The 19,249-nt window shown below is 74.5% G+C and carries 16 protein-coding genes and 2 riboswitches; of the genes, 8 read left to right on the forward strand and 8 right to left on the reverse strand.

Annotated elements, in window-relative coordinates; genetic code table 11:
- Window positions 1-42: 42 nt before the first annotated feature.
- The 5 genes from IEV65_RS09825 to cbiE form a co-directional block, all read right to left on the reverse strand.
- Window positions 43-249 (reverse strand): CopG family transcriptional regulator, encoded by a 207-nt coding sequence (locus tag IEV65_RS09825; RefSeq protein ID WP_188430344.1) that lies wholly within the window; start codon window positions 247-249, stop codon window positions 43-45.
- A gap of 286 nt (window positions 250-535) precedes the next feature.
- Window positions 536-883, reverse strand: a complete 348-nt coding sequence (locus tag IEV65_RS09830; RefSeq protein WP_114928882.1) for a type II toxin-antitoxin system PemK/MazF family toxin — start codon at window positions 881-883, stop codon at window positions 536-538.
- The gene (locus tag IEV65_RS09835; protein ID WP_188430346.1) at window positions 870-1,100 is read right to left on the reverse strand and encodes a ribbon-helix-helix domain-containing protein; all 231 of its coding nucleotides are present in this window, start codon (window positions 1,098-1,100) and stop codon (window positions 870-872) included. Before IEV65_RS09835 ends, IEV65_RS09830 begins: the two co-directional genes overlap by 14 nt.
- A gap of 220 nt (window positions 1,101-1,320) precedes the next feature.
- Complete coding sequence (cobM, locus tag IEV65_RS09840; RefSeq protein ID WP_188430348.1) at window positions 1,321-2,064, reverse strand: precorrin-4 C(11)-methyltransferase; 744 nt, start codon at window positions 2,062-2,064, stop codon at window positions 1,321-1,323.
- Entirely contained in the window at window positions 2,061-3,293 is a 1,233-nt protein-coding gene (gene cbiE, locus IEV65_RS09845) for a precorrin-6y C5,15-methyltransferase (decarboxylating) subunit CbiE (protein ID WP_188430350.1), read from the reverse strand. The genes cobM and cbiE overlap by 4 nt, the downstream gene beginning before the upstream one ends.
- Before the next feature lie 82 nt (window positions 3,294-3,375).
- Window positions 3,376-3,555, forward strand: a riboswitch (cobalamin riboswitch).
- A gap of 35 nt (window positions 3,556-3,590) precedes the next feature.
- On the opposite strand from cbiE, the gene IEV65_RS09850 reads away from it, so the two are divergent.
- The 3 genes from IEV65_RS09850 to IEV65_RS09860 are packed head-to-tail and all read left to right on the forward strand — an operon-like array spanning window position 3,591 to window position 6,792.
- Window positions 3,591-4,652 (forward strand): ABC transporter substrate-binding protein, encoded by a 1,062-nt coding sequence (locus tag IEV65_RS09850; RefSeq protein WP_188430352.1) that lies wholly within the window; start codon window positions 3,591-3,593, stop codon window positions 4,650-4,652.
- Window positions 4,652-5,737, forward strand: a complete 1,086-nt coding sequence (locus IEV65_RS09855; RefSeq protein WP_229735149.1) for a FecCD family ABC transporter permease — start codon at window positions 4,652-4,654, stop codon at window positions 5,735-5,737. The genes IEV65_RS09850 and IEV65_RS09855 overlap by 1 nt, the downstream gene beginning before the upstream one ends.
- Entirely contained in the window at window positions 5,734-6,792 is a 1,059-nt protein-coding gene (locus tag IEV65_RS09860; protein WP_188430354.1) for an ABC transporter ATP-binding protein, read from the forward strand. The genes IEV65_RS09855 and IEV65_RS09860 overlap by 4 nt, the downstream gene beginning before the upstream one ends.
- Window positions 6,793-6,912: 120 nt before the next feature.
- Here the strand turns inward: IEV65_RS09860 and IEV65_RS09865 are convergent, their stop codons facing one another.
- Window positions 6,913-7,956, reverse strand: a complete 1,044-nt coding sequence (locus IEV65_RS09865; protein ID WP_188430356.1) for a type IV toxin-antitoxin system AbiEi family antitoxin domain-containing protein — start codon at window positions 7,954-7,956, stop codon at window positions 6,913-6,915.
- 323 nt (window positions 7,957-8,279) lie between these two features.
- Window positions 8,280-8,376, forward strand: a riboswitch (adenosylcobalamin (AdoCbl) riboswitch).
- A gap of 63 nt (window positions 8,377-8,439) precedes the next feature.
- On the opposite strand from IEV65_RS09865, the gene IEV65_RS09870 reads away from it, so the two are divergent.
- The 4 genes from IEV65_RS09870 to cobA are packed head-to-tail and all read left to right on the forward strand — an operon-like array spanning window position 8,440 to window position 14,858.
- Entirely contained in the window at window positions 8,440-10,605 is a 2,166-nt protein-coding gene (locus IEV65_RS09870) for a magnesium chelatase subunit D family protein (RefSeq protein ID WP_188430358.1), read from the forward strand.
- A 1-nt stretch (window position 10,606) separates the two neighbouring features.
- Window positions 10,607-11,221: a cob(I)yrinic acid a,c-diamide adenosyltransferase gene (gene cobO, locus IEV65_RS09875; RefSeq protein WP_188430360.1), complete on the forward strand. Its 615-nt coding sequence runs from the start codon at window positions 10,607-10,609 to the stop codon at window positions 11,219-11,221.
- Window positions 11,215-13,788 (forward strand): bifunctional hydrogenobyrinic acid a,c-diamide synthase/histidinol phosphate aminotransferase CobBC, encoded by a 2,574-nt coding sequence (cobBC, locus tag IEV65_RS09880; protein ID WP_229735151.1) that lies wholly within the window; start codon window positions 11,215-11,217, stop codon window positions 13,786-13,788. The genes cobO and cobBC overlap by 7 nt, the downstream gene beginning before the upstream one ends.
- Entirely contained in the window at window positions 13,785-14,858 is a 1,074-nt protein-coding gene (gene cobA, locus IEV65_RS09885) for a uroporphyrinogen-III C-methyltransferase (RefSeq protein ID WP_188430362.1), read from the forward strand. Before cobBC ends, cobA begins: the two co-directional genes overlap by 4 nt.
- Before the next feature lie 151 nt (window positions 14,859-15,009).
- Here cobA and IEV65_RS09890 read toward each other — a convergent pair whose 3' ends face one another.
- Window positions 15,010-15,771, reverse strand: coding sequence for a cobalt-precorrin-6A reductase (locus IEV65_RS09890; protein ID WP_188430363.1), 762 nt, complete (start codon window positions 15,769-15,771; stop codon window positions 15,010-15,012).
- 310 nt (window positions 15,772-16,081) lie between these two features.
- On the opposite strand from IEV65_RS09890, the gene IEV65_RS09895 reads away from it, so the two are divergent.
- Window positions 16,082-17,305 (forward strand): AAA family ATPase, encoded by a 1,224-nt coding sequence (locus tag IEV65_RS09895; RefSeq protein WP_188430364.1) that lies wholly within the window; start codon window positions 16,082-16,084, stop codon window positions 17,303-17,305.
- Between the two features lie 179 nt (window positions 17,306-17,484).
- On the opposite strand, the gene IEV65_RS09900 is transcribed toward IEV65_RS09895, so the two are convergent.
- The gene (locus IEV65_RS09900) at window positions 17,485-19,197 is read right to left on the reverse strand and encodes a bifunctional 3'-5' exonuclease/DNA polymerase (protein WP_188430365.1); all 1,713 of its coding nucleotides are present in this window, start codon (window positions 19,195-19,197) and stop codon (window positions 17,485-17,487) included.
- Window positions 19,198-19,249 lie beyond the last annotated feature (52 nt).

Consider the following 19,249-nt stretch of genomic DNA (forward strand, 5'->3'; position numbering starts at 1 on the left):
AAACACGCCGGAGACGACGACCTCAGCTACCGCGCTACACCACTATGCGGGACTCAACTCTGAGCGGTCGTCCGCCTCTGCAGCGCGCTTGACCTCCTCGAGCAGTTCCGCGGGGAAACGAACCGGCACGGGTGCGCTCATCGGACGCTTGCGACGACGCGCAGATCCCTGGGGCTCCTGGTTGCGCGGGTCGGCGTAGAACTCGTACTCCTCCTCCGGCGTCATCGGCCGGCTGTTGTCAGTGCTCATCACGGTCCCTCCGGTACGTAGCGGCGAGGCCCGAAGACGCCTCGTAGCAACCGATCGGTCGGCACCTGCTCGCACCGTGATTGCCACCCCGGATGAGACGGTGGCGCTTGGAGACGCGGACGGGATGCTGGTGTTGCCCCTGCCTCAGGCACGAGAACCTGACTGGTCGTGACAACCGACGAAGTCGACCCCACCGGGTTGGAGAGGGTCTGGGTAGACCTGGTCGCGGTCGAAGACTGAGCACAGCTTGACTCGTGGCCGCACACTACTGCCGCGCGTCGGGCGGTCACAGCTGCAGATGGATTCGCAACGCTTCATCGACCGCGGCCATGAGGCGGTGCGACACCCGGCCTACCGCAGAACCGACCCTCTCAACTGCGACGGAGCGCACCTGCTCCGCCTGGGCCTTGGAGTCCACCCGCAGTCCTGTCTCGTCGGCTGGCAGCAACACCTGGAACGGGAAGATCCGCTCCACGTTGCTGGTCACGGGCACGACGGTGACTACTCCACGACCGAGTCGTTCAGCCATGGTGTTCGCCCGATCATTGCTGACGAGCACCGCGGGCCGCCGCTTGTTGGCCTCGCTGCCGCGCACCGGATCCAGATCGACGAGAAGGATCTCACCGCGCAGCATCGGTCAGCCCGTCCGAGGACGTTGACGCCCACGCGTCTTCGTCCCCTGCAACGGCCCACTCCTCCCAGGCGGCGGCATAGGCCGCCTCCAGCTGCGGGTCCTGCAGGCGGCGGATGGCCTGCTGGACGGCAGCCGACCTCGACTCGAGGCCAGCTTCTTCGACGTAACGGTCGAGGGCCGCGAGGTCTTGCTCGCTCAGACTTACGCTCACCTTCATGCATCGATACTACCTGAGTAGGACGATAATTGCTACCTGAGTAGCAGCATCCGGGTCTTGCCGCAGGTCGCTCGAGGCAGCCTGGAAGGCGGCGAACCCTCCCAGGCCGACGGCCACAGCACGACGTTCCGGGGAGCGCCGCGGACGCTCAGCTCCTGATGGCATGGGCCTCGGCTCAGTCACACGCACACGATGCCGCATCCGACCATGCCGCGATCGGTCACCGGCCGGCCCTGGCGCAGGAGTAGAGGTGCGACTCCGCGAAGTCCTCGGCGGCGAGCGCGCGACCGACGAGGATGACGGCCGCCTGGGTGAGGCCGTGCGCCTCGACCTGGTCGGCGATGTCGGCGAGCGTGCCCCGCAGGACGAGCTCGTCGGGCTGGCTGACCTGCGAGCCGACGACGACGGGGCAGTCGGCGCCGTAGTGCTCGGTCAGCTCCTCCGCCAACCTACGGGTATGCCGGATGGCCAGGTGGAGCACGAGCGTCGCCCCGGTCGCTGCGAAGGCGGCGAGCTGCTCGCCCGGGGGCATCTTCGTGGAGTCCTTCTGCGCGCGGGTGAGCACGACGGACTGCGCCACCTCCGGCACGGTGAGCTCACGACCGACGAGGGCGGCGGTCGCGGCATACGCGGGGACGCCGGGGGTCACGTCCCAGGGGACGCCGGCAGCGTCGAGACGGCGGGTCTGCTCGGCGATCGCGGAGTAGACGCTCGGGTCGCCGGAGCACAGGCGCGCGACGTCCTGGCCGGCGCGGTGGGCCTCGACGAGCCGCGCGGTGATCTCGTCGAGGGTCATCCGCTGCGTGTCGACCAGGCCGGCGCCCTCGGGGCAGTGCGAGAGGACCTCGGCGTCGAGGTAGGTGCCGGCGTAGAGGCAGACCGGGCTGGACTCCAGCAGGCGCACTGCGCGCAGGGTCAGCAGGTCGGCGGCGCCCGGGCCGGCGCCGATGAAGTGGACGGTCATGGCTGGTCCTTCCGGAGGGCGGAGAGCTGGACGACGGGTCGGGCGGGCGTCCAGGACAGGTAGCGGCCGAGCGGGCGAGCGTGCTCGACGGTGAGGCGGGTCAGCTCGGCGTCCCAGCCGGCGCGGACGAGATCGGCCCGCGCCGCGACCAGGACCGCCTCGGTCTCGAGGGTGACGGCGTGCGCGACGAGACGACCGCCGACCGGCACGTGGGGCCGCACCGCGTCGAGCACGGCAGCGCTCAGGCCACCGCCGACGAAGACGGCGTCGGGGCTGGGGAGATCGGCGAAGGGCGCCTCCGACAGTCCTGCCGCGACCACCGACAGCCGCGCGCCCACCCCCAGATCGTCTGCGTTGCAGCGGATCCGGTCGACACGTGCGGGGTCGCGCTCCACCGCAGTGCAGGTCGCCCGCGGCGCGGCCAGGCACCACTCGAGGCCGACCGACCCGGACCCGGCGCCCAGGTCCCAGAGGTGCGCGCCGGCGGTCGGCCGCAGGTGCGCCAGGGCGCTCGCCCGCACGTCACGCTTGGTGATCTGCCCGTCGTGGTCGAACGCGTCCTCCGGCCTCCCCGGTGCCGGGCCCGCCGCTGCTGCACCCAGCGGCACCTCCACGCAGCACAGCACCAGGTCGGGCGTCAGCTCCCCCGCCGGCCAGGACGCCGCCGACCCCGTGCGCGAGCCCTCGTCGACCCCGCCGAGGCGCCAGAGGGTGGTGAGTGTCGCCATACCGAAGCCGCGGTCCGTGAGCAGCGCCGCGAGGCGCGCGGGATCGGCACCGTCTGAGCAGAGCACGACGACGCGGGCGCCCGGCGCCAGGAGGGGCAGGACGGCGCGCAGGTCGCGGCCGACCGCGGTGACGACGTCGGTGGTCTCCGCGGACCAGCCCATCCTCGCCCGCGCCAGGGTCTCGCTCGACAGCGCGGGGTGGATGCGCACGGCTGCCGCGCCGAGCAGGTCGACGAGCGTGGTGCCCACCCCGGAGCGCAGCGGGTCGCCGCTGGCCAGGGCCACGACGCCGCCACGGTCGACCTCGATCTCGGCGAGCAGGCCGGACAGGCCGGCACGCAACGGCGAGGGCCAGGTATGCCGTTCCTGCCCCGCCACCGCAGGGACCAGCCCCAGGTGGCGGCGGCCGCCGAGGAGCACGCGCGCACCCGTCACGAGCCCGCGGGCACGCCCGTCGAGCACCTCCCAGCCGGCCTCGCCCAGCCCCACCACGTCGATCACGGAGGCTGACTCTAGCCAGGGCCGGATTGCTCGGCGGTCACCGAGCAGCCCGCGGCGCCGGTGCTACTGTGCACGCCGACCGGCCACCCCGGTCGACGTCGGCTGCACCCCGAGTGCAGTGGGAATCCGGTCGAAGTCCGGAGCTGGCGCGCAGCGGTAGGGGTGACGGTCGGGACGAGCGACCACTGGGACGGTGAGCCCGGGAAGGTGTCCCGGCCGGATGATCCCGAGCCCGAAGACCTGCCGACGTCGTTGGTCACGGCCTCGCGAACAGGCCTTGCACAGCGAAGGTTCACCATGCCCCCTCGGCGTCCCCTGTCCTCACACCTGCTCGCGCCGCCTGCGGCGTGCTTGGTGCTGCTCGCCGTGCTGCTCGCGGGCTGCGCCGGCCCGCCCGGCCCGCCCGGCGCGTCCGTCCAAGACCCCGCGACCGGGAGCGCCCCGGGCAGCGACGCCTTCCCGGTCACGATCGACAACTGCGGCGTCGAGGTCACCGTCACCCAGGCCCCGACGAGCATCGTCACGCTCAACCAGGGCGCCACCGAGCAGGCCCTCGGCCTGGGGCTGGCGAACCGGATGGCGGGCACGGCATACCTCGACGACGAGGTGGCGGCGCGCTTCGCGGCCGACTACGCGCGGGTGCCCGTGCTCTCGCCGGAGTACCCGAGCCTCGAGCAGTTCCTCGCCGCAGGGCCGGACCTGGCGCTGACCTCCTACGAGAGCTCGTTCACCGACGAGGTCGTCGGCACGCGCGAGGAGCTCGCCTCTCGCGGCATCGCGACGTATGTCGACCCGCTCGACTGCCCCCGCACGCCCGGCGCCGCGGAGCCCGGCTTCGAGGACGTCTGGTCAGCGCTGCGCGAGATCGGGCGGCTCACCGGGGCGTCCGCGGCGGCCGAGGAGCTCGTGGCCGCGCAGGAGGCGCAGCTCGGCGCCGTCGACGTGGCTGCGGCCCCGGGGACGACCGTGCTCTGGTACGACTCCGGCGAGGACACCCCGTTCGTCGGCGTGGCCGACAGCGGACCGGCGATCATCCTGGACGCGCTCGGCGCCGACAACGTCTTCGGCCACCTCGACGGGGGCTGGGCGGACGGGTCGTGGGAGACGGTCCTGGAGGCCGACCCCGACGTCATCGTCCTCCCCGACGCGCTGTGGTCCACGGCCGAGGACAAGATCGACTACCTGGAGCAGGACCCGGTGCTGCGCGAGCTGACCGCCGTCCGGGAGGAGCGCTACGTCGTGGTGCCGTTCAGCGAGACCACGCCCGGGGTGCGGCTGGTCGACGGGGCGGTGCACGTGGCCGAGCAGCTGGCCGACCTGGACCTCGCCGACGTGGGCCGGGGGGTCGGGTCGCGGTGATGACGATGCTGAGGGCCCCGGCCTGGCCGCTCGGGGTCGTCGGCTGCGTCGTGCTCGGGGTGAGCGCCGTGGTGGTGCTCGGCCTCGGCTCCGTGCAGGTCGCGCCCGTCGACGTGGTGGAGGTGGTCGCCCGGCGCCTGCGGCTCGTCGACGGTGCCGGCGTGACGGTCCTGGAGGACCAGATCGTCTGGCAGCTGCGGCTGCCTCGGGTGCTGGCGGCGATGGCCGTCGGGGCGGTGCTCGCGCAGTGCGGCGCGGTGATGCAGTCGCTGCTGGGCAACGAGCTGGCCGACCCGTTTCTGCTCGGCATCTCCGGCGGCGCGGCGCTCGGCGCGGTGGTCGCCCTCACCGTCGGTATGCCGCTCCTCGGCCTCTCCCTCCTCGGCACGGCCGCGTCGGAGGTCGCGTCGGGTGTCGCGGCCGCCGTCGGTGTGGGCGGTGCCGCGATGGCCGGTGCGGTGCTCACGCTGGTGCTCGTCCTCGCCCTGGCCACCGACCGCAGCGGCACCCTGCCTGCATCGCGGACGATCCTCGCCGGGGTGGCCATCGCTCAGCTGGCCTCCGCCGCGACGTCGATGCTCATCATCCTGCTGGGCAGTCGGGACACCGCCCGGCAGGTGCTGGCCTGGACGCTCGGCTCCTTCGCTGGCGTCCGGGCCGGGAGCGCCGTGCTGCTGGTGGTCCTCGGGCTGGGCGTCGTCGCGGGCCTCACGGCGACAGCCAAGACCCTCGACGCCTTCGCCTTCGGCGAGACGGCCGCCCGCTCGATGGGGGTCGACGTGCGCCGCGTCACCTGGCTGCTGCTCGTCGGCACCGCCCTGGCGACCGCCGCGACCGTGGGGGTCGTCGGGCCGATCGGCTTCGTCGGGCTCGTCGTGCCCCACCTGGTGCGCCTGGTGGTGGGACCGGGACACCGCGGGCTGCTGCCGCTGACGGCGCTGGCCGGCGCGCTGCTCATGCTGTGGGCCGACACCGCCGCCCGCTCGCTGGCACCGGGTCAGGAGATCCCGGTCGGCATCCTCACGGCCGCGGTCGGTGCACCCGTGCTGGTCGCGCTGCTGCGCCGGCAGGCGAGGCGGGCATGAGCGCGCCACCTGGGTCGCTGCAGGTCCGCGCCCTGTCCTGGCAGGTCGCCGGCCGCCTGATCGTCGACGACGTCCGCCTCGACCTGACCGCCGGCGCCGTCACCGGGATCGTCGGGCCCAACGGCTCGGGCAAGACGAGCCTGCTGCACCTGCTCGCCGGTCTACTCGTGCCGACCCGAGGGGAGGTGCTGCTCGACGGGCGGCAGGTCCGTCACCTGCGCCCCCGCGAGCGCGGCCGCCGCATCGCCCTGGTGGAGCAGAAAGCCACCACCGACCTCGAGCTACGCGGACGCGAGGTGGTGGCCCTCGGCCGCTACGCCCACGCCCACGGGCACCGTTGGCGTCCAGCCGTCCGGCGCTCGGCCACCGGGAGCCCGGCCACCTGGCCCCCGACCACCGGGCGTCCGACCACCTGGCCCTCGGGAACCGGGCGTCCGTCCCCGTGGCCCTCGAGAACCGGGCGTCCGACCACCTGGCCCTCGACCACCTGGCCCTCGAGAACCGGGCGTCCGTCCCCGTGGCCCTCGACCGAGGACGACGCCGTCGCCCGCGCCCTGGCGCTGGCCGACGTCACCCACCTCGCCGACCGCCGCTGGAGCACCCTCTCCGGCGGCGAGCAGCAACGCCTCCACCTGGCGAGGGCCCTCGCCCAGGAGCCGGACGTGCTGCTCCTCGACGAGCCGACCAACCACCTCGACCTGTCCCACCAGATCGACCTGCTGCAGCGCGTCCGTGAGCTCGGCCGGACGACGGTCGTCGTGCTCCACGACCTCGACCTGGCCGCCGCGACCTGCGACGACCTGGTCGTCATGGACGATGGCCGGGTCGTCAGGTCCGGACCGACCGCCGACGTCCTGCAACCCGGGCTGCTGGAGGACGTCTTCGCGGTCCGCACGTCGGTCCGCCACGAGGACCGGTTGCGCGTGCTGTGGCACGGCCTCGCGGCAAAACGTAGTGCCGGTCGCACGTGTTCCGTCGAGAGCGACGCGCCTGCCGGCCTGTGTGCCCATCTTCATGAGGAAAGCGGTTCTTCGCGTCGGTCGTCACCGTCATGAAGAACCCCTTGCCTCATGAAGTGCGTGGGCTCGCGTGGGATGACGGTCCAGGAGCTCGCTGCCCAGCCGACGCCCCGGAGATGACGCGCAGGAGATGACGCCCAGGAGATGACGCCCAGATCACCGTGCCCAGTGCGGCGGGCAGGACGGCCGGTGGAGAGCCTGCGGCTGGGCCTGCCCCGCGGCGGTCCGGATGACCGCCTGGACCTTCTCCTCGGCCAACCCGGACCAGATCACCCGGCCCACGCCATACCCGAGAGCGCGGATGGCGTCCTCCCGCACCTTCTCCTCGACCACGGTCATCTCGCCGTCATGACCGCCCTCCTCCGGGCGGTTCCGGTCGCCGTACTTGACCTTCCCGTCGAACTCGAGCACCACGCCGAGGTCGGGCAGGTAGAAGTCGACGCGGTAGAAGCGGCCGTTCTCCGCGCGGATCCAGTGCTGGGCCTGGAAGCGGATCCCCAGCCCGACCAGGATGCGTCGGAGCAGGCTCTCCCCTGGGGAGTCCGCGCTGCCGTCCGCGAGCTCGACCACGGCTCGCGCCGTCGACAGACCCGGATGATGCCGCCAGCGGGTGAGCCATTCCTCGAGGTCAGACCTGGTCGTCAGCCGGGCACGCAGTGCGCCGTCGGCCGCCACGAGACCGGCGTCGACGCCATACCGGACCGCTGTCCCGAGGACCGCGACGTGCGGGAGGACGAGCCGGCGACCCTGGTGCCGAGTGAACGCGTCCTCGTGCTCGCAACGGTGGGTGGTGAAGCGCTCGTGGCGCCGGCCCGTCGCGCCGATGCGGGTGTGCACCAGCCGGACGCGGTCGAGCGTCGGGAGGAGCACCGGCATGCCCCACGCGAGCGCGGCCGTCTGGTGGCTGGCGGCCATCCCGGGGCCGTACGCGCGCAGGAGGGCGTCGAGCAGGAGGAGATGTCCTCGCTCCACGACCGCCGCGCGGCCGAGCGCCTTCACCTCCTCGGGAGGAGGGTCGAGGAGGGCTGCCAGCACGTAGAGCCCCCGCACGATCCGGACGATCACGCCCTCCCGCACGAGGGTGCGCAGGACCGCCGGGCCGACGTGCAGCGCCCTCAGGTCGGCCACGGTCAGGATGCCCTGGCCAGGGCCGTGAAGGAAGGCGGTCACACGGTCCTTGAGGCCGGGCGCTTCGGTCATGCCTGGCAGTGTGGGCCGGTCCGGGGCGTCCGCGTTGCGGGCCAGCGCGATCCTGTGGATAAGTCGATATGCCGGGCGCGGGCCGAGCGTGGAAGTCGCGACCTCATGAGGGAAGCCGTTCTTCAAGACGGTTGTGACCGACGCGAAGAACCGCTTGCCTCATGAAGTCGGGGCGAGATGGGGAGGGCCAGGCGAGAGATGGCCGGGGTGAGAGCCGGGGCGAGAGCCGGGGGCCGGGGCAAGCGACGGGGGCCGGGGCGAGACGGGGGCCGGGGCGAGAGCCGGGGGCCGGGGACGCCGGCCGCTGTGGCATGCTGGCGCCCGACGCAGGGCGTGGAATTCCGGTGCGACTCCGGAGCGGTCCCGCCACTGTGAGCCAGCCCCCATCGGGGCCGCGAGCCAGGACTTCGCTCCTGCGTCCTCCCCCACGACCCGTGGCGGAGAGCCCCTTGACCGCGAGCGTGGACACTCGCAGGAGGCCAGATGGCAGCGCCCACCTATCCCTTCACCGCGATCGTCGGCGCCCACGACCTCTCGACCGCGCTCCTCCTGACCGCGCTCTCCCCCGAGATCGGCGGCGTGCTGGTCCGCGGCGAGAAGGGCACCGCCAAGTCCACGATGGTGCGGGCGCTGGCCGGCGTGCTCCCCGAGCAGCAGGTCGTCGGCGGCTGCCGGTTCGGCTGCGACCCCGCCCGTGACGACGGCTGCCCCGACTCTCCGCACGACGGCGCCCGCACGACGACCCGCCCGGCCCGCCTCGTCGAGCTGCCGGTCGGAGCCACCGAGGACCGCGTCGTCGGCGCCCTCGACCTGCGGCGCGCGCTGGGCGAGGGCGACGCGGCATACCAGCCGGGGCTGCTCGCCGAGGCGCACCGCGGGATCCTCTACGTCGACGAGGTCAACCTCCTGCACGACCATCTGGTCGACGTGCTCCTCGACGCAGCCGCGATGGGCACCAACACGGTCGAGCGCGACGGCATCTCGCTGAGCCACCCGGCGCGGATCACCCTCGTCGGCACGATGAACCCCGAGGAGGGCGAGCTGCGACCGCAGCTGCTCGACCGGTTCGGGCTGACCGTCGAGGTGCGCGCGAGCCGCGACCCGCAGGAGCGCACCGAGGTGGTCCGTCGTCGGCTCGCCTTCGACGCCGACCCGGTCGCCTTCCGGTCCGGGTATGCCGAGGCCGAGGCCGCCCTCACCGCGCGCCTGGCGCAGGCGCGGGTTCGTCTGGCGGAGGTCGAGCTGGGCGACACGGCGCTCCGGGCGATCGCGCGGGTGTGCGCGGGCTTCGACGTCGACGGGATGCGGGCGGACATCGTCACGGCCCGCACGGCCGTGGCGCACGCGGCGTGGGAGGGCCGCGACCGGGTGACCCGGGCGGACATCCGCGCGGCGGCGCTGCTGGCGCTGCCGCACCGGCGGAGGCGCTCGCCGTTCGACGAGCCGGGTCTGGACGAGGCGCTCCTCGACGCGCTGCTCGACGAGGAGCTGCCCGAGGGCCCGGACGACGAGCCCGAGGGGCCGCAGGGTCCGGACGAGCCCGACGGTCCCGATGATGGCCCCGACGGGCCGGACGGTCACGACGGTGACACCGACGGTGAGGGCCCCGACGACGGTCAGCACCACGGTGGGCCGAGCCAGAGCGGCCCCGACGACGCCCCGCACCACGACCGGCCGACGCCCGAGACCTCCTCGCAGACCCCGCCCGAGCGGCCCCAGGACGGGAGCGGCGCGGTGCCGACGCCCGTCGGTGTCGCCGCTCCGCGGGCGCCCTACCGGACCCGTCGACTGGCCGCCCGGGGCCTCGGCAGCGGACCCGTCGGGCGCCGCAGCCCGGCGCTGACCACCCGTGGGCGGACCGTCGGTGTGCACCCCGCGGGCCGGGAGCCGCACGGCGCCGCGGTCCACCTGCCGGCCACAGTGCGTGCCGGCGCGACGCGGCGAGCGACGGAGCGCAGTGACCGCGCCACCACCCCGGTGACCATCGCGACGAGCGCGACCACCGGCGCCACCGGCGCTGCCGGACAGGGCAGGCGTGGCTGGAGCGCCGAGGACCTGCGCTTCGCCGTCACCCGGGGCAAGGAGGCCAACCTCGTCCTCCTCGTCGTCGACGCCTCCGGCTCGATGGCCGCACGACGCCGGATGGAGGAGGTCAAGACGGCGGTGCTCTCGCTGCTGATGGACGCCTACCAGCGCCGGGACCGCGTCGGGCTGATCAGCTTCCGCGGCACCGACGCCGAGCTCGTCCTGCCGCCGACGTCGTCCGTCGAGGCCGCGGCGGCCCGGCTCCAGGAGCTGGGGCACGGCGGGCGCACCCCGCTCGCCGAGGGCCTCGTCGAGGCGCACCGGGTGCTGGCCCGCGAGCGCGTGCGCGACCGCGACCAGCGTGCGCTCCTCGTCCTGGTCACCGACGGCCGCGCGACCGCCGGCGCGTCGGCCCTCGCCCGCGCGCAGCACGTCGCCGACCGCTGGGCGGGTCGCGAGCACGGCTGCGACACCGTGGTCGTCGACTGCGAGTCCGGGCGCTTCCGGATGGGCCTGGCCGCCGACCTCGCCAGCCGTATGGGCGCCGAGCACCTCCCCCTGGAGCACGTCGCGGCGGGCTCCCTCGTCGACATCGTCACCACCCGCAGCAGGAAGGCAGCCTGAGATGGCCCAAGGACAGGTCACCGTCACCCCCGACGACGGACGCACGACGCGACAGCGACGGCATACCCCGCTGGTCGTGGTCCACAGCGGCGCCGGCAAGGGGAAGTCCACCGCCGCCTTCGGCCTCGCGCTGCGCGGCTGGAACCAGGGCTGGTCGATCGGGGTCTTCCAGTTCGTCAAGTCCGCGAAGTGGCGGATCGGCGAGGAGGAGGCGCTGCTGGCGCTCGACGAGGTGCACCGCACCACGGGCAAGGGCGGGCCGGTCGAGTGGCACAAGATGGGCTCGGGCTGGTCCTGGTCGCGCAAGGCCGGCACCGAGGAGGACCACGCCGCCGACGCGCAGGAGGGCTGGGCCGAGATCAAACGCCGCCTCGCCGAGGAGACCCACCAGCTCTACGTGCTCGACGAGTTCACCTACCCGATCAAATGGGGCTGGATCGACCCCGAGGACGTCGTGACGACGCTGCGCGAGCGCCCCGGCTACCAGCACGTCGTCATCACCGGCCGCGACCCGCACCCCGCGCTGCTCGAGATCGCCGACGTGTCGACCGAGATGACCAAGCTCGCGCACCCCTTCGACAAGGGGCAGAAGGGCCAGAAGGGCATCGAGTGGTAGGTCCCCTCCGGTCGCAGGCTCCTCCCGGGCCGCTCGACCTGCCCCGCCTCGTCATCGGCGCACCGGCCTCCGGGCAGGGCAAGACGACCGTCTCGGTCGGCATCATGGCGGCGCTCACCGCGCGCGGGCTCACGGTGTCCCCCGGCAAGGTGGGGCCGGACTACATCGACCCGGGCTACCACGCGCTGGCGACCGGTCGCCCGGGTCGCAACCTCGACCCCTGGCTGGTCGGCGAGGAGCGCGTCGCGCCGATGCTCGCCCACGCTGCCCTCTCCGACGGCGGGTCTGACCTGTCGGTGGTCGAGGGTGTGATGGGGCTCTTCGACGGGCGGCTCGGGACCGACGGCGACTCCTCGACCGCGCACGTCGCGCGGCTGCTGGGGGCGCCGGTGCTGCTCGTGCTGGACGTCGCGAGCGCCTCCGGCACGATCGCCGCCGCCGTGCACGGGCTGCGCACCTTCGACCCGCGCGTGCACGTCGCCGGGGTCGTCCTCAACCGCACCGGCTCGCCCCGCCACGCCGAGGAGGTGACCCGCTGGGTGGAGCGGCTGGGCCTGCCCGTGCTCGGCGCGCTCCCCCGCGACGCGGGGATCTCGGTGCCCTCGCGCCACCTCGGGCTCGTCCCGGCCGCCGAGCGCGCCGAGGCGGCGGCGACCCTCGCGCGGCTCGCCGAGCAGACGGCCGAGCATGTCGACCTCGACGCCGTGGTCGCGCTCGCCCGCACGGCTCCCTCGCTCACCGTGACGCCGTGGAAGCCGGGCCTGTCCCCCGTCTCCGGACGGGAGGGGCGCCGTCCGGTCGTCGCCGTCGCCGGGGGCCGCGCCTTCACGTTCCGGTATGCCGAGACCGAGGACTTCCTGCGCTCCGCCGGTTGCGAGGTGGTCACGTTCGACCCCGCGCTCGACCGCGAGCTGCCGCCCGGCACCGCCGGGCTCTACCTGGGCGGCGGCTTCCCCGAGATGCATGCCGCCACGCTGTCGACCAACACCGCCTTGCTGGCGCAGGTGCGGGACGCGATCGCGGCTGGCCTGCCGACGGTCGCCGAGTGCGCCGGCCTGCTCTACCTGTGCGAGACCGTGGAGGGCCGCTCGTTCGTCGGCGCGGTCCCGGCGCAGGCGGCGATGGGGCCGCGGCTGACGCTGGGCTACCGCGAGGCGACGTCGACCGTGGACTCGGTGCTCGGGCCTGCGGGGACCACGGTCACCGGCCACGAGTTCCACCGGACGGCCACGGACCCGGTCGCCGGGAAGGTCGCTGCCTGGGACGGACCGCACGGGCCGACCGGCTTCGCGCTCGACCCGGCCGGGACCGGCCGTGCGACGGTGCACGCCTCCTACCTGCACGCGCACTGGGCCGGTCATCCGCAGCTGGCGCAGAGCTTCACCGACGCGGTGGCGGCGTGGGACAGGGCGTCGAGCCTGACCGCACCGGCCACCCGCACCACCCCCGCCACCCCGAGCGCACCCGCCGGCGCGAGCGCACCCGCGGGCGACACGGCATACCCCGAGGCGCCGCAGGCGAGGCCGGAGCCGGACCTGCTGCACCATGGCGACCGGGAGACCTCGCCGGACCTGGTGGACCTCGCGGTCAACGTCCGGCAGGCCGCGCCGCCCGACTGGCTGGCCGCCACGGTCCGCGACACGGTCCGCGGGCTGGCGGCCTACCCCGACGCCAGGGACGCGCGCGCCGCGCTGGCGCGGCGGCACGGCGTCAGCGAGGACATGGTGCTGCCGGCCTCGGGGGCGGCGGAGGCGTTCACGCTCGTCGCGCGCGCCGGGCTGGCCGGGCGGGCGCTGGTGGTGCACCCGCAGTTCACCGAGCCGGAGGCCGCGCTGCACCGCGCCGGGGTGCCCGTGCAGCGCCACCTGCTGCGCGCCGACGACGACTTCACGCTGGTGGTCGACGACCTGCCCTCCGGCAGCGACGGGCCGCTCGTGGTCGTCGGCAACCCGACCAACCCGACGGGCGTCCTGCACCCGGCCGACCAGCTCCGCGAGCTGCACCGACGCACCCGTGGCGTGCTGGTCGTGGACGAGGCCTTCCTCGACGAGGTGGTCGGCGGCGAGGCGCAGAGCCTGATCGCTGCCCGGATGCCGGGTCGGCTCGTCGTGCGCAGCCTGACCAAGACCTGGGGGCTGGCGGGGCTGCGGGCCGGGTATGTCGTGGGCGACCCCACCCTCGTCGCACGCCTCGCCGAGCAGCAGCCGCCGTGGTCGGTGAGCACGCCGGCCCTGGCGGTGATGGAGGCGACCTCGACGCCTGCGGCCGCCGCAGAGGAGGCTGGCCTGGCCGCCGAGCTGGCGCCATGGCGCGATCATCTCGTCGAGGGCCTGCGCGCGCTCGGGGTGCGGGTCGTGCCGTCGCAGGCGCCGTTCGTGCTGGTCGAGCTGGGCCGCGGGGTCCGGGAGCTGTTGCGCGGCAAGGGGTATGCCGTGCGTCGCGGCGACACCTTCCCCGGCCTCGGGCCGCAGTGGTGCCGGGTGGCCGTGCGGGACCCCCTGACGACGGACGGGCTGCTGCGGGCGCTGGGTGAGACCCTGCTGAAGGACGAGGAGAGGGACACATGACACACGACGGCGCGCTGACCAGCGGCCCGGACGGACGATGGCTGCCGCTGCCCGGATGGCGCGGGGCCGATGGCCTGCGGGCCCTGGTGACGCACCCTGGTCCGCTCGTCAGCGAGACCGTCCACGCGCTGCTGGAGCGGGGTCTGGAGGTCTCGGTCGCGACCGACACGCCGGACGCAGAGGTGCGCGATCTGGCGGGCCGCGGGCTCGTGACGGTGGTGCCGACGACCGGGGCCGAACTCGACCAGGTCGACCTGGTGGTGCGCGACCGCGCCGGGCTTGCCCCCGAGGAGACTGCGGCGTCCCTGACCACGGCCTCGACCCCGCCGGGCGAGGTCGTGCTCGTCGGCGGCGGCCCGGGCAGCACCGGGCTGCTCACCCTCGACGGGGCGGAGGCGCTGCGGACCGCCGACGTCGTCGTCTACGACCGGCTGGCGCCACTGGGCGCGCTCGACCTCGCGCCGGCGTCGGCGGAGCGGGTCCCTGTCGGCAAGATCCCCCGGGGCGAGTTCACGCCCCAGGAGGTGATCAACGAGGTCCTCGTGAGCCGCTCGCTCCAGGGCCGCCGGGTCGTCCGGCTCAAGGGCGGGGACAGCTTCGTCTTCGGCCGCGGCGGCGAGGAGTGGCTGGCGTGCGCGGCGGCCGGCGTGCCCGTGCGCGTCGTGCCCGGCGTGACCTCTGCCGTCGCCGTTCCCGGCCTCGCCGGCATCCCCGTCACCCACCGCGACGTCACCCCGGGCTTCGTGGTGGTCTCGGGCCACGTCGGGCCCGACGACCCGCGGAACACCGTGGACTGGGCGGCCCTCGCGGCCAGCGGTCTCACCATCGTCGTGCTCATGGGCGTCTCCACGCTGGGCTCCATCGCCCGCCGCCTGGTCGAGCACGGCCTGCCCGGCACCACCCCGGCCGCCGTCGTCGCCGACGGAGCGATGCCCTCGCAGCGCAGCGTCCGCGGAGACCTGCTGACGATCGCGGCGGCCGCGGACGAGGCCGGGATCTGCGCCCCCGCCGTGGCGGTCATCGGCAGGACCGTGGGCGTGCTGGACCAGGTGGAGACCGGCCCGGCATGACCGTGGGGTGCGGCACCACGATGCGGGCACCCACGACTGCAGGCACCCTCCTGACCGAGGACCTCATGAGGGAAACCGTTCCTCGCGCGGGTCACAACCGTCTCTCAGAGCCGCTTCCCTCTCGAAGTGAGGTGCCGCGGACGGCTGAGTGCTACGCCCGACCGGTCACCCAGCCGACGACGTCGTCGAGGTCCTCGACAGCGGTGACACCGGGGACCGTCGCCGGCCGCCGCACCACCACGACCCGTGCCCCGACCTCGCGGGCCGCGTCGAGCTTGGCGCTCGTGTAGTCGCCCCCGGAGTCCTTCGTGACCACGAGGTCCGTGCCGTGCTCCCGCATCAGCCGCATCTCGCCCTCCACGGTGTACGGACCGCGGTCCCGGACGACCGTCCAGCCCTCCGGCAGCTCCTCGTCGACCTCCTCGACCACCCTGACCAGCACCGGTAGACCGGCCAGGCCGGCGCGCGCGGCATACCCGGAGAGGGTCTGCCGACCGGTGGTCAGGAACGGTCGGCTCCCCCCGGCCGCGAGCGCCGCCGCCTCCTCGTGGCTCTCGACCCACGTCCATCGCCCCGCGTCGGGGTGCTCGGCCCAGCCGGGCCGCGCGAACCGGACCAGCGGCACCCCGGTGCGCTCCGCCGCCCGCGCGGCGTGCTGACTCATGGTGGCCGCGAACGGGTGCGTCGCGTCGACCAGGTGCGTCGTCGCGGTCTCGCTCAGGTATGCCGCCAGGCCGGCCTCCCCGCCGAACCCACCGACGCGGACCGCCCCGACCGGCAGCCGGGGCTGCGAGACGCGGCCGGCGAGGGAGGAGGTCACGGCATACCCCTGGGCGTGCAAGCGCGCGGCCAGGTCCCGGGCCTCCGCGGTGCCGCCGAGGACGAGGACGTTCGGGAGGAAGGGGCTGGTCACCCGACGATCCTCGCAGAGGCCCGTCAAGAGACCCACGCCGTCGGTGCGTGCTGGCCATCCGGCGCACGCCGAGTGTTCACCTCCGCGACACCTGGTCGCAGAAGAGCCGACCTACGGTCGCGGCGGACGGCCGGTACCTTGCAGGGGAGGTACCGGCCGGTCGTCGTCCCCACCCCGACCGGACAGGCGTTCCTGCCGCACCGGACAGGCGTACCTGCCGCACCGGACAGGCGTTCCTGCCGCACCGGACAGGCGCTCCTGCCGCACCGGACAGGCGTTCGTGTCAGCGCGTCCGCCTAGCGTGGCTCCCATGTACTCGACCGTGGCGATCAGCGGCTACCGCTCCCTGCGCGACCTCCGCCTCCCCCTGGGCCGCCTGACCCTCGTCACCGGGGCCAACGGCACCGGCAAGTCGAGCGTCTACCGCGCGCTGCGCCTGCTCGCCGACTGCGGCGCGGGCCGCGTCGTCGGCTCGCTCGCCCGCGAGGGAGGGCTCGAGTCCGCGCTCTGGGCCGGTCCCGAGACCCTGGGCGGGGCCCGGCGCGGGTATGCCGTGGAGGGCACCGTGCGCAAGGGTCGGGTCAGTCTGCTGCTGGGTGTCGGGGGCGACGAGCTGTCCTACCTCGTCGACCTCGGCATACCGGTGCAGTCCGAGATGACGGTCTTCAACCGCGACCCGGAGGTCAAGCGGGAGGCCGTCTGGTCCGGCCCGGTGATGAGGCCGGCGACGCTCGTGGCGCGGCGCAAGCACCACAGCGTCGAGCTGCGCGACGACGGGGGCGCGTGGGCCAAGGCGCCGGTCAGCGTCCCGACGTGGGCGAGCATGCTGACCGAGGTCGTCGACCCGGTCGCCGCCCCGGAGCTGTGGGCGGTGCGGGAGGCGCTGCGCTCGTGGCGGTTCTACGACGGCTTCCGGGTGGACGCGGGCAGCCCGGCGCGCCGGCCGCAGGTCGGGACGCGCACGTGGGTGCTCTCCGACGACGGGTCCGACCTGGCCGCCGCGCTGCAGACGATCCGGGAGGACTCCCGCAGCGCGCTGGACGACGCTGTGGCGGACGCCTTCGACGGGGCGCGGCTGGAGGTCGTCGCCACCGACGGGCTGTTCGACGTGCGGCTGCACCAGCCGGGCATGCTGCGCCCGCTGCGCGCGGCGGAGCTGTCGGACGGCACGCTGCGCTACCTGCTGTGGCTGGCGGCGCTGCTGACGCCGGTGCCGCCGAGGCTGATGGCGCTCAACGAGCCCGAGACCAGCCTGCACCCGTCGCTGGTCGGACCGCTGGCACGGCTGGTCGTGGCGGCCTCGCGGCGCACCCAGATCGTCCTCGTCACCCACTCCAAGCCGCTGCTGGACGCGATCGCCGGGGCGCTCGGCACCGACCTCGACGCCGTCCGCGACCAGGAGGAGGACGGCGGACCGCCCGCCGGTCAGGTGGCGGACCTGCGCCTGGTCGAGCTGGCGAAAGATCTCGGGGAGACCCAGGTCGTCGGCCAGGGGCTGCTGTCGACGCCCAGCTGGGAGTGGGGCTCGCGGTAGCCGGCTCCGTCCCGATGACACGCGCGTGAACGTCGGCTCCAGCGTGCACGTGAGCGCTGGAGCCGGTCGCGACCGGCGCGTCGTCGGCACGCTGGCGTCCAGGGTCGCGGGCTGGCGCGTCGTACGGCTGGCGCGTCGTCGGCACGCTGGCGCTGGGCTGGGGCTCGTCCGGCTGGGGCTCAGTCCGCCTGGTCGTAGGACTCGACCACGGCGACGTCGAGCGGGAACGCGACCGGGAAGCTGCCGAAGAGGAGCTCCCCGGCCAGCCGTCCCGCCTCGCGGACCGCGTCGGCGACGTCGTCGGCATACGGCTCGGGTGCGTGCACCATGACCTCGTCGTGCAGGAAGTAGACGAGCTCGGGTCGCGGGCCGTCGTCCGGCTCGAAGGTCTCGTCGAGCAGGCGGCGCAGGAACCCCATCCAGCACAGCGCCCACTCGGCTGCGGTGCCCTGGACGACGAAGTTCCGCGTGAAACGTCCCCAGTCCCGGGCGACCTGCCGCGCGCGGCGCTCGGCCGCCGCCCCGGCGCCGGGCTGCTGCGCGGCCGCCTGGGCCTCCCGCCACCAGGCCGAGGGCGACGGCGAGGTGCGGCCCAGCCAGGTCGTGACCCTCTCGCCCCGCTCCCCCGCTCGGGCGGCCGACTCGACCAGGCCGATCGCCCGCGGGTAGGCGCGCTGCAGCCGCGGCATGAGCGCGCCCGCCTCGCCGGTGGTGGCGCCGTACATCGCCCCGAGCATGGCGATCTTGGCGTGCTGGCGCGTCTCGACGACCCCCTGGTCGACGAGCGCCTGATAGAGGTCGCCGCGACCTGCCGCCTGCGCCATCTGCTCGTCGCCCGACATCGCCGCCAGCACCCGCGGCTCCAGCTGGGCGGCATCGGCGACCACGAGCCGCCAGCCCGGGTCGGCCCGCACCGACCCGCGGATCTGCTTGGGCAGCTGCAGGGCGCCACCGCCCCGGCTCGCCCAGCGCCCCGTGACGACGCCGCCGGCGACCCAGTCGGGCCGGAACCTCCCGTCGCGGACCCACGCGTGCAGCCACGCCCAGCCGTTCGCGGTGTGCAACCTGCTGAGCTTCTTGTAGGCCAGCAGCGGCTCGATCACGGGGTGGTCGAGCCCCTTGAGCTCCCACTGTCGCGTGCTGGAGACGTCGAGCCCGGCGCGGCGCAGCCCAGCGACCAGGTCGGGCGGCGAGTCCGGGTTGAGCGTCGGCGCGCCGAGGGCGGCGCGCACCTGCTCGCACAGCTCCGCCAGCCGCGCGGGCCGCCCGCCGTAGCGGTCCCGTTCCCCCAGCAGCTCGACGAGCAGCCGCTCGTGCTCCGCCGCGCTGAACGGCACCCCGACGTGGTTGAGCTCCTGCGCGATCAGCCCTCCGATCGACTCGGCGTGGCAGAGCATCGCCAGCCGCCCGCCGTCGTCGACCTCACCCAGGCAGGCGCGCTGGGCCAGGTGCTCCTCCACGCACTCGTCCACGCCCACGCCGGCGCGCTGGACCTCGAACAGGACGTCCATCTCGCCCGCCCCCGCCCCCGCCTCCGCACCCGCGCGGCCCGGCCCACCCAGACCGTCGAGCTGACCCGCGCCCTCGTCCCAGGAGCCGCTCGGACCGCTCGCGTCCGCCAACCCCCTCGCGTATGCCGTGCCGCTCGCCGCCGCCGCCTGCCGCAGGATCCGCCGCACCAGTCGCAGGTCGACGGCCTGCCGGACCGTCACCCCGCGCGCCAGCAGCCGCGTGTAAAGCTCGGCGCTGTCGGCCCAGACCCACCGCACGCCCGGCCCCTCGCGCCCGGTGACCCACGCGGGCAGCTCGGTGAGGGGCACGGTGCTGCGGGTGCGCGTCCCGAGCTCGACGATCTCGACGGCCTCACCCGCGGCCGCCATCACGAGATCCATGCAGGAGAGCGTAGGTCGCCCAGCCTGCAGTGGGACCGGAGAGGTGACACGT

It is taken from the genome of Ornithinimicrobium tianjinense, from assembly GCF_014636495.1.
GTDB classification, from domain to species: Bacteria; Actinomycetota; Actinomycetes; order Actinomycetales; family Dermatophilaceae; genus Ornithinicoccus; species Ornithinicoccus tianjinensis.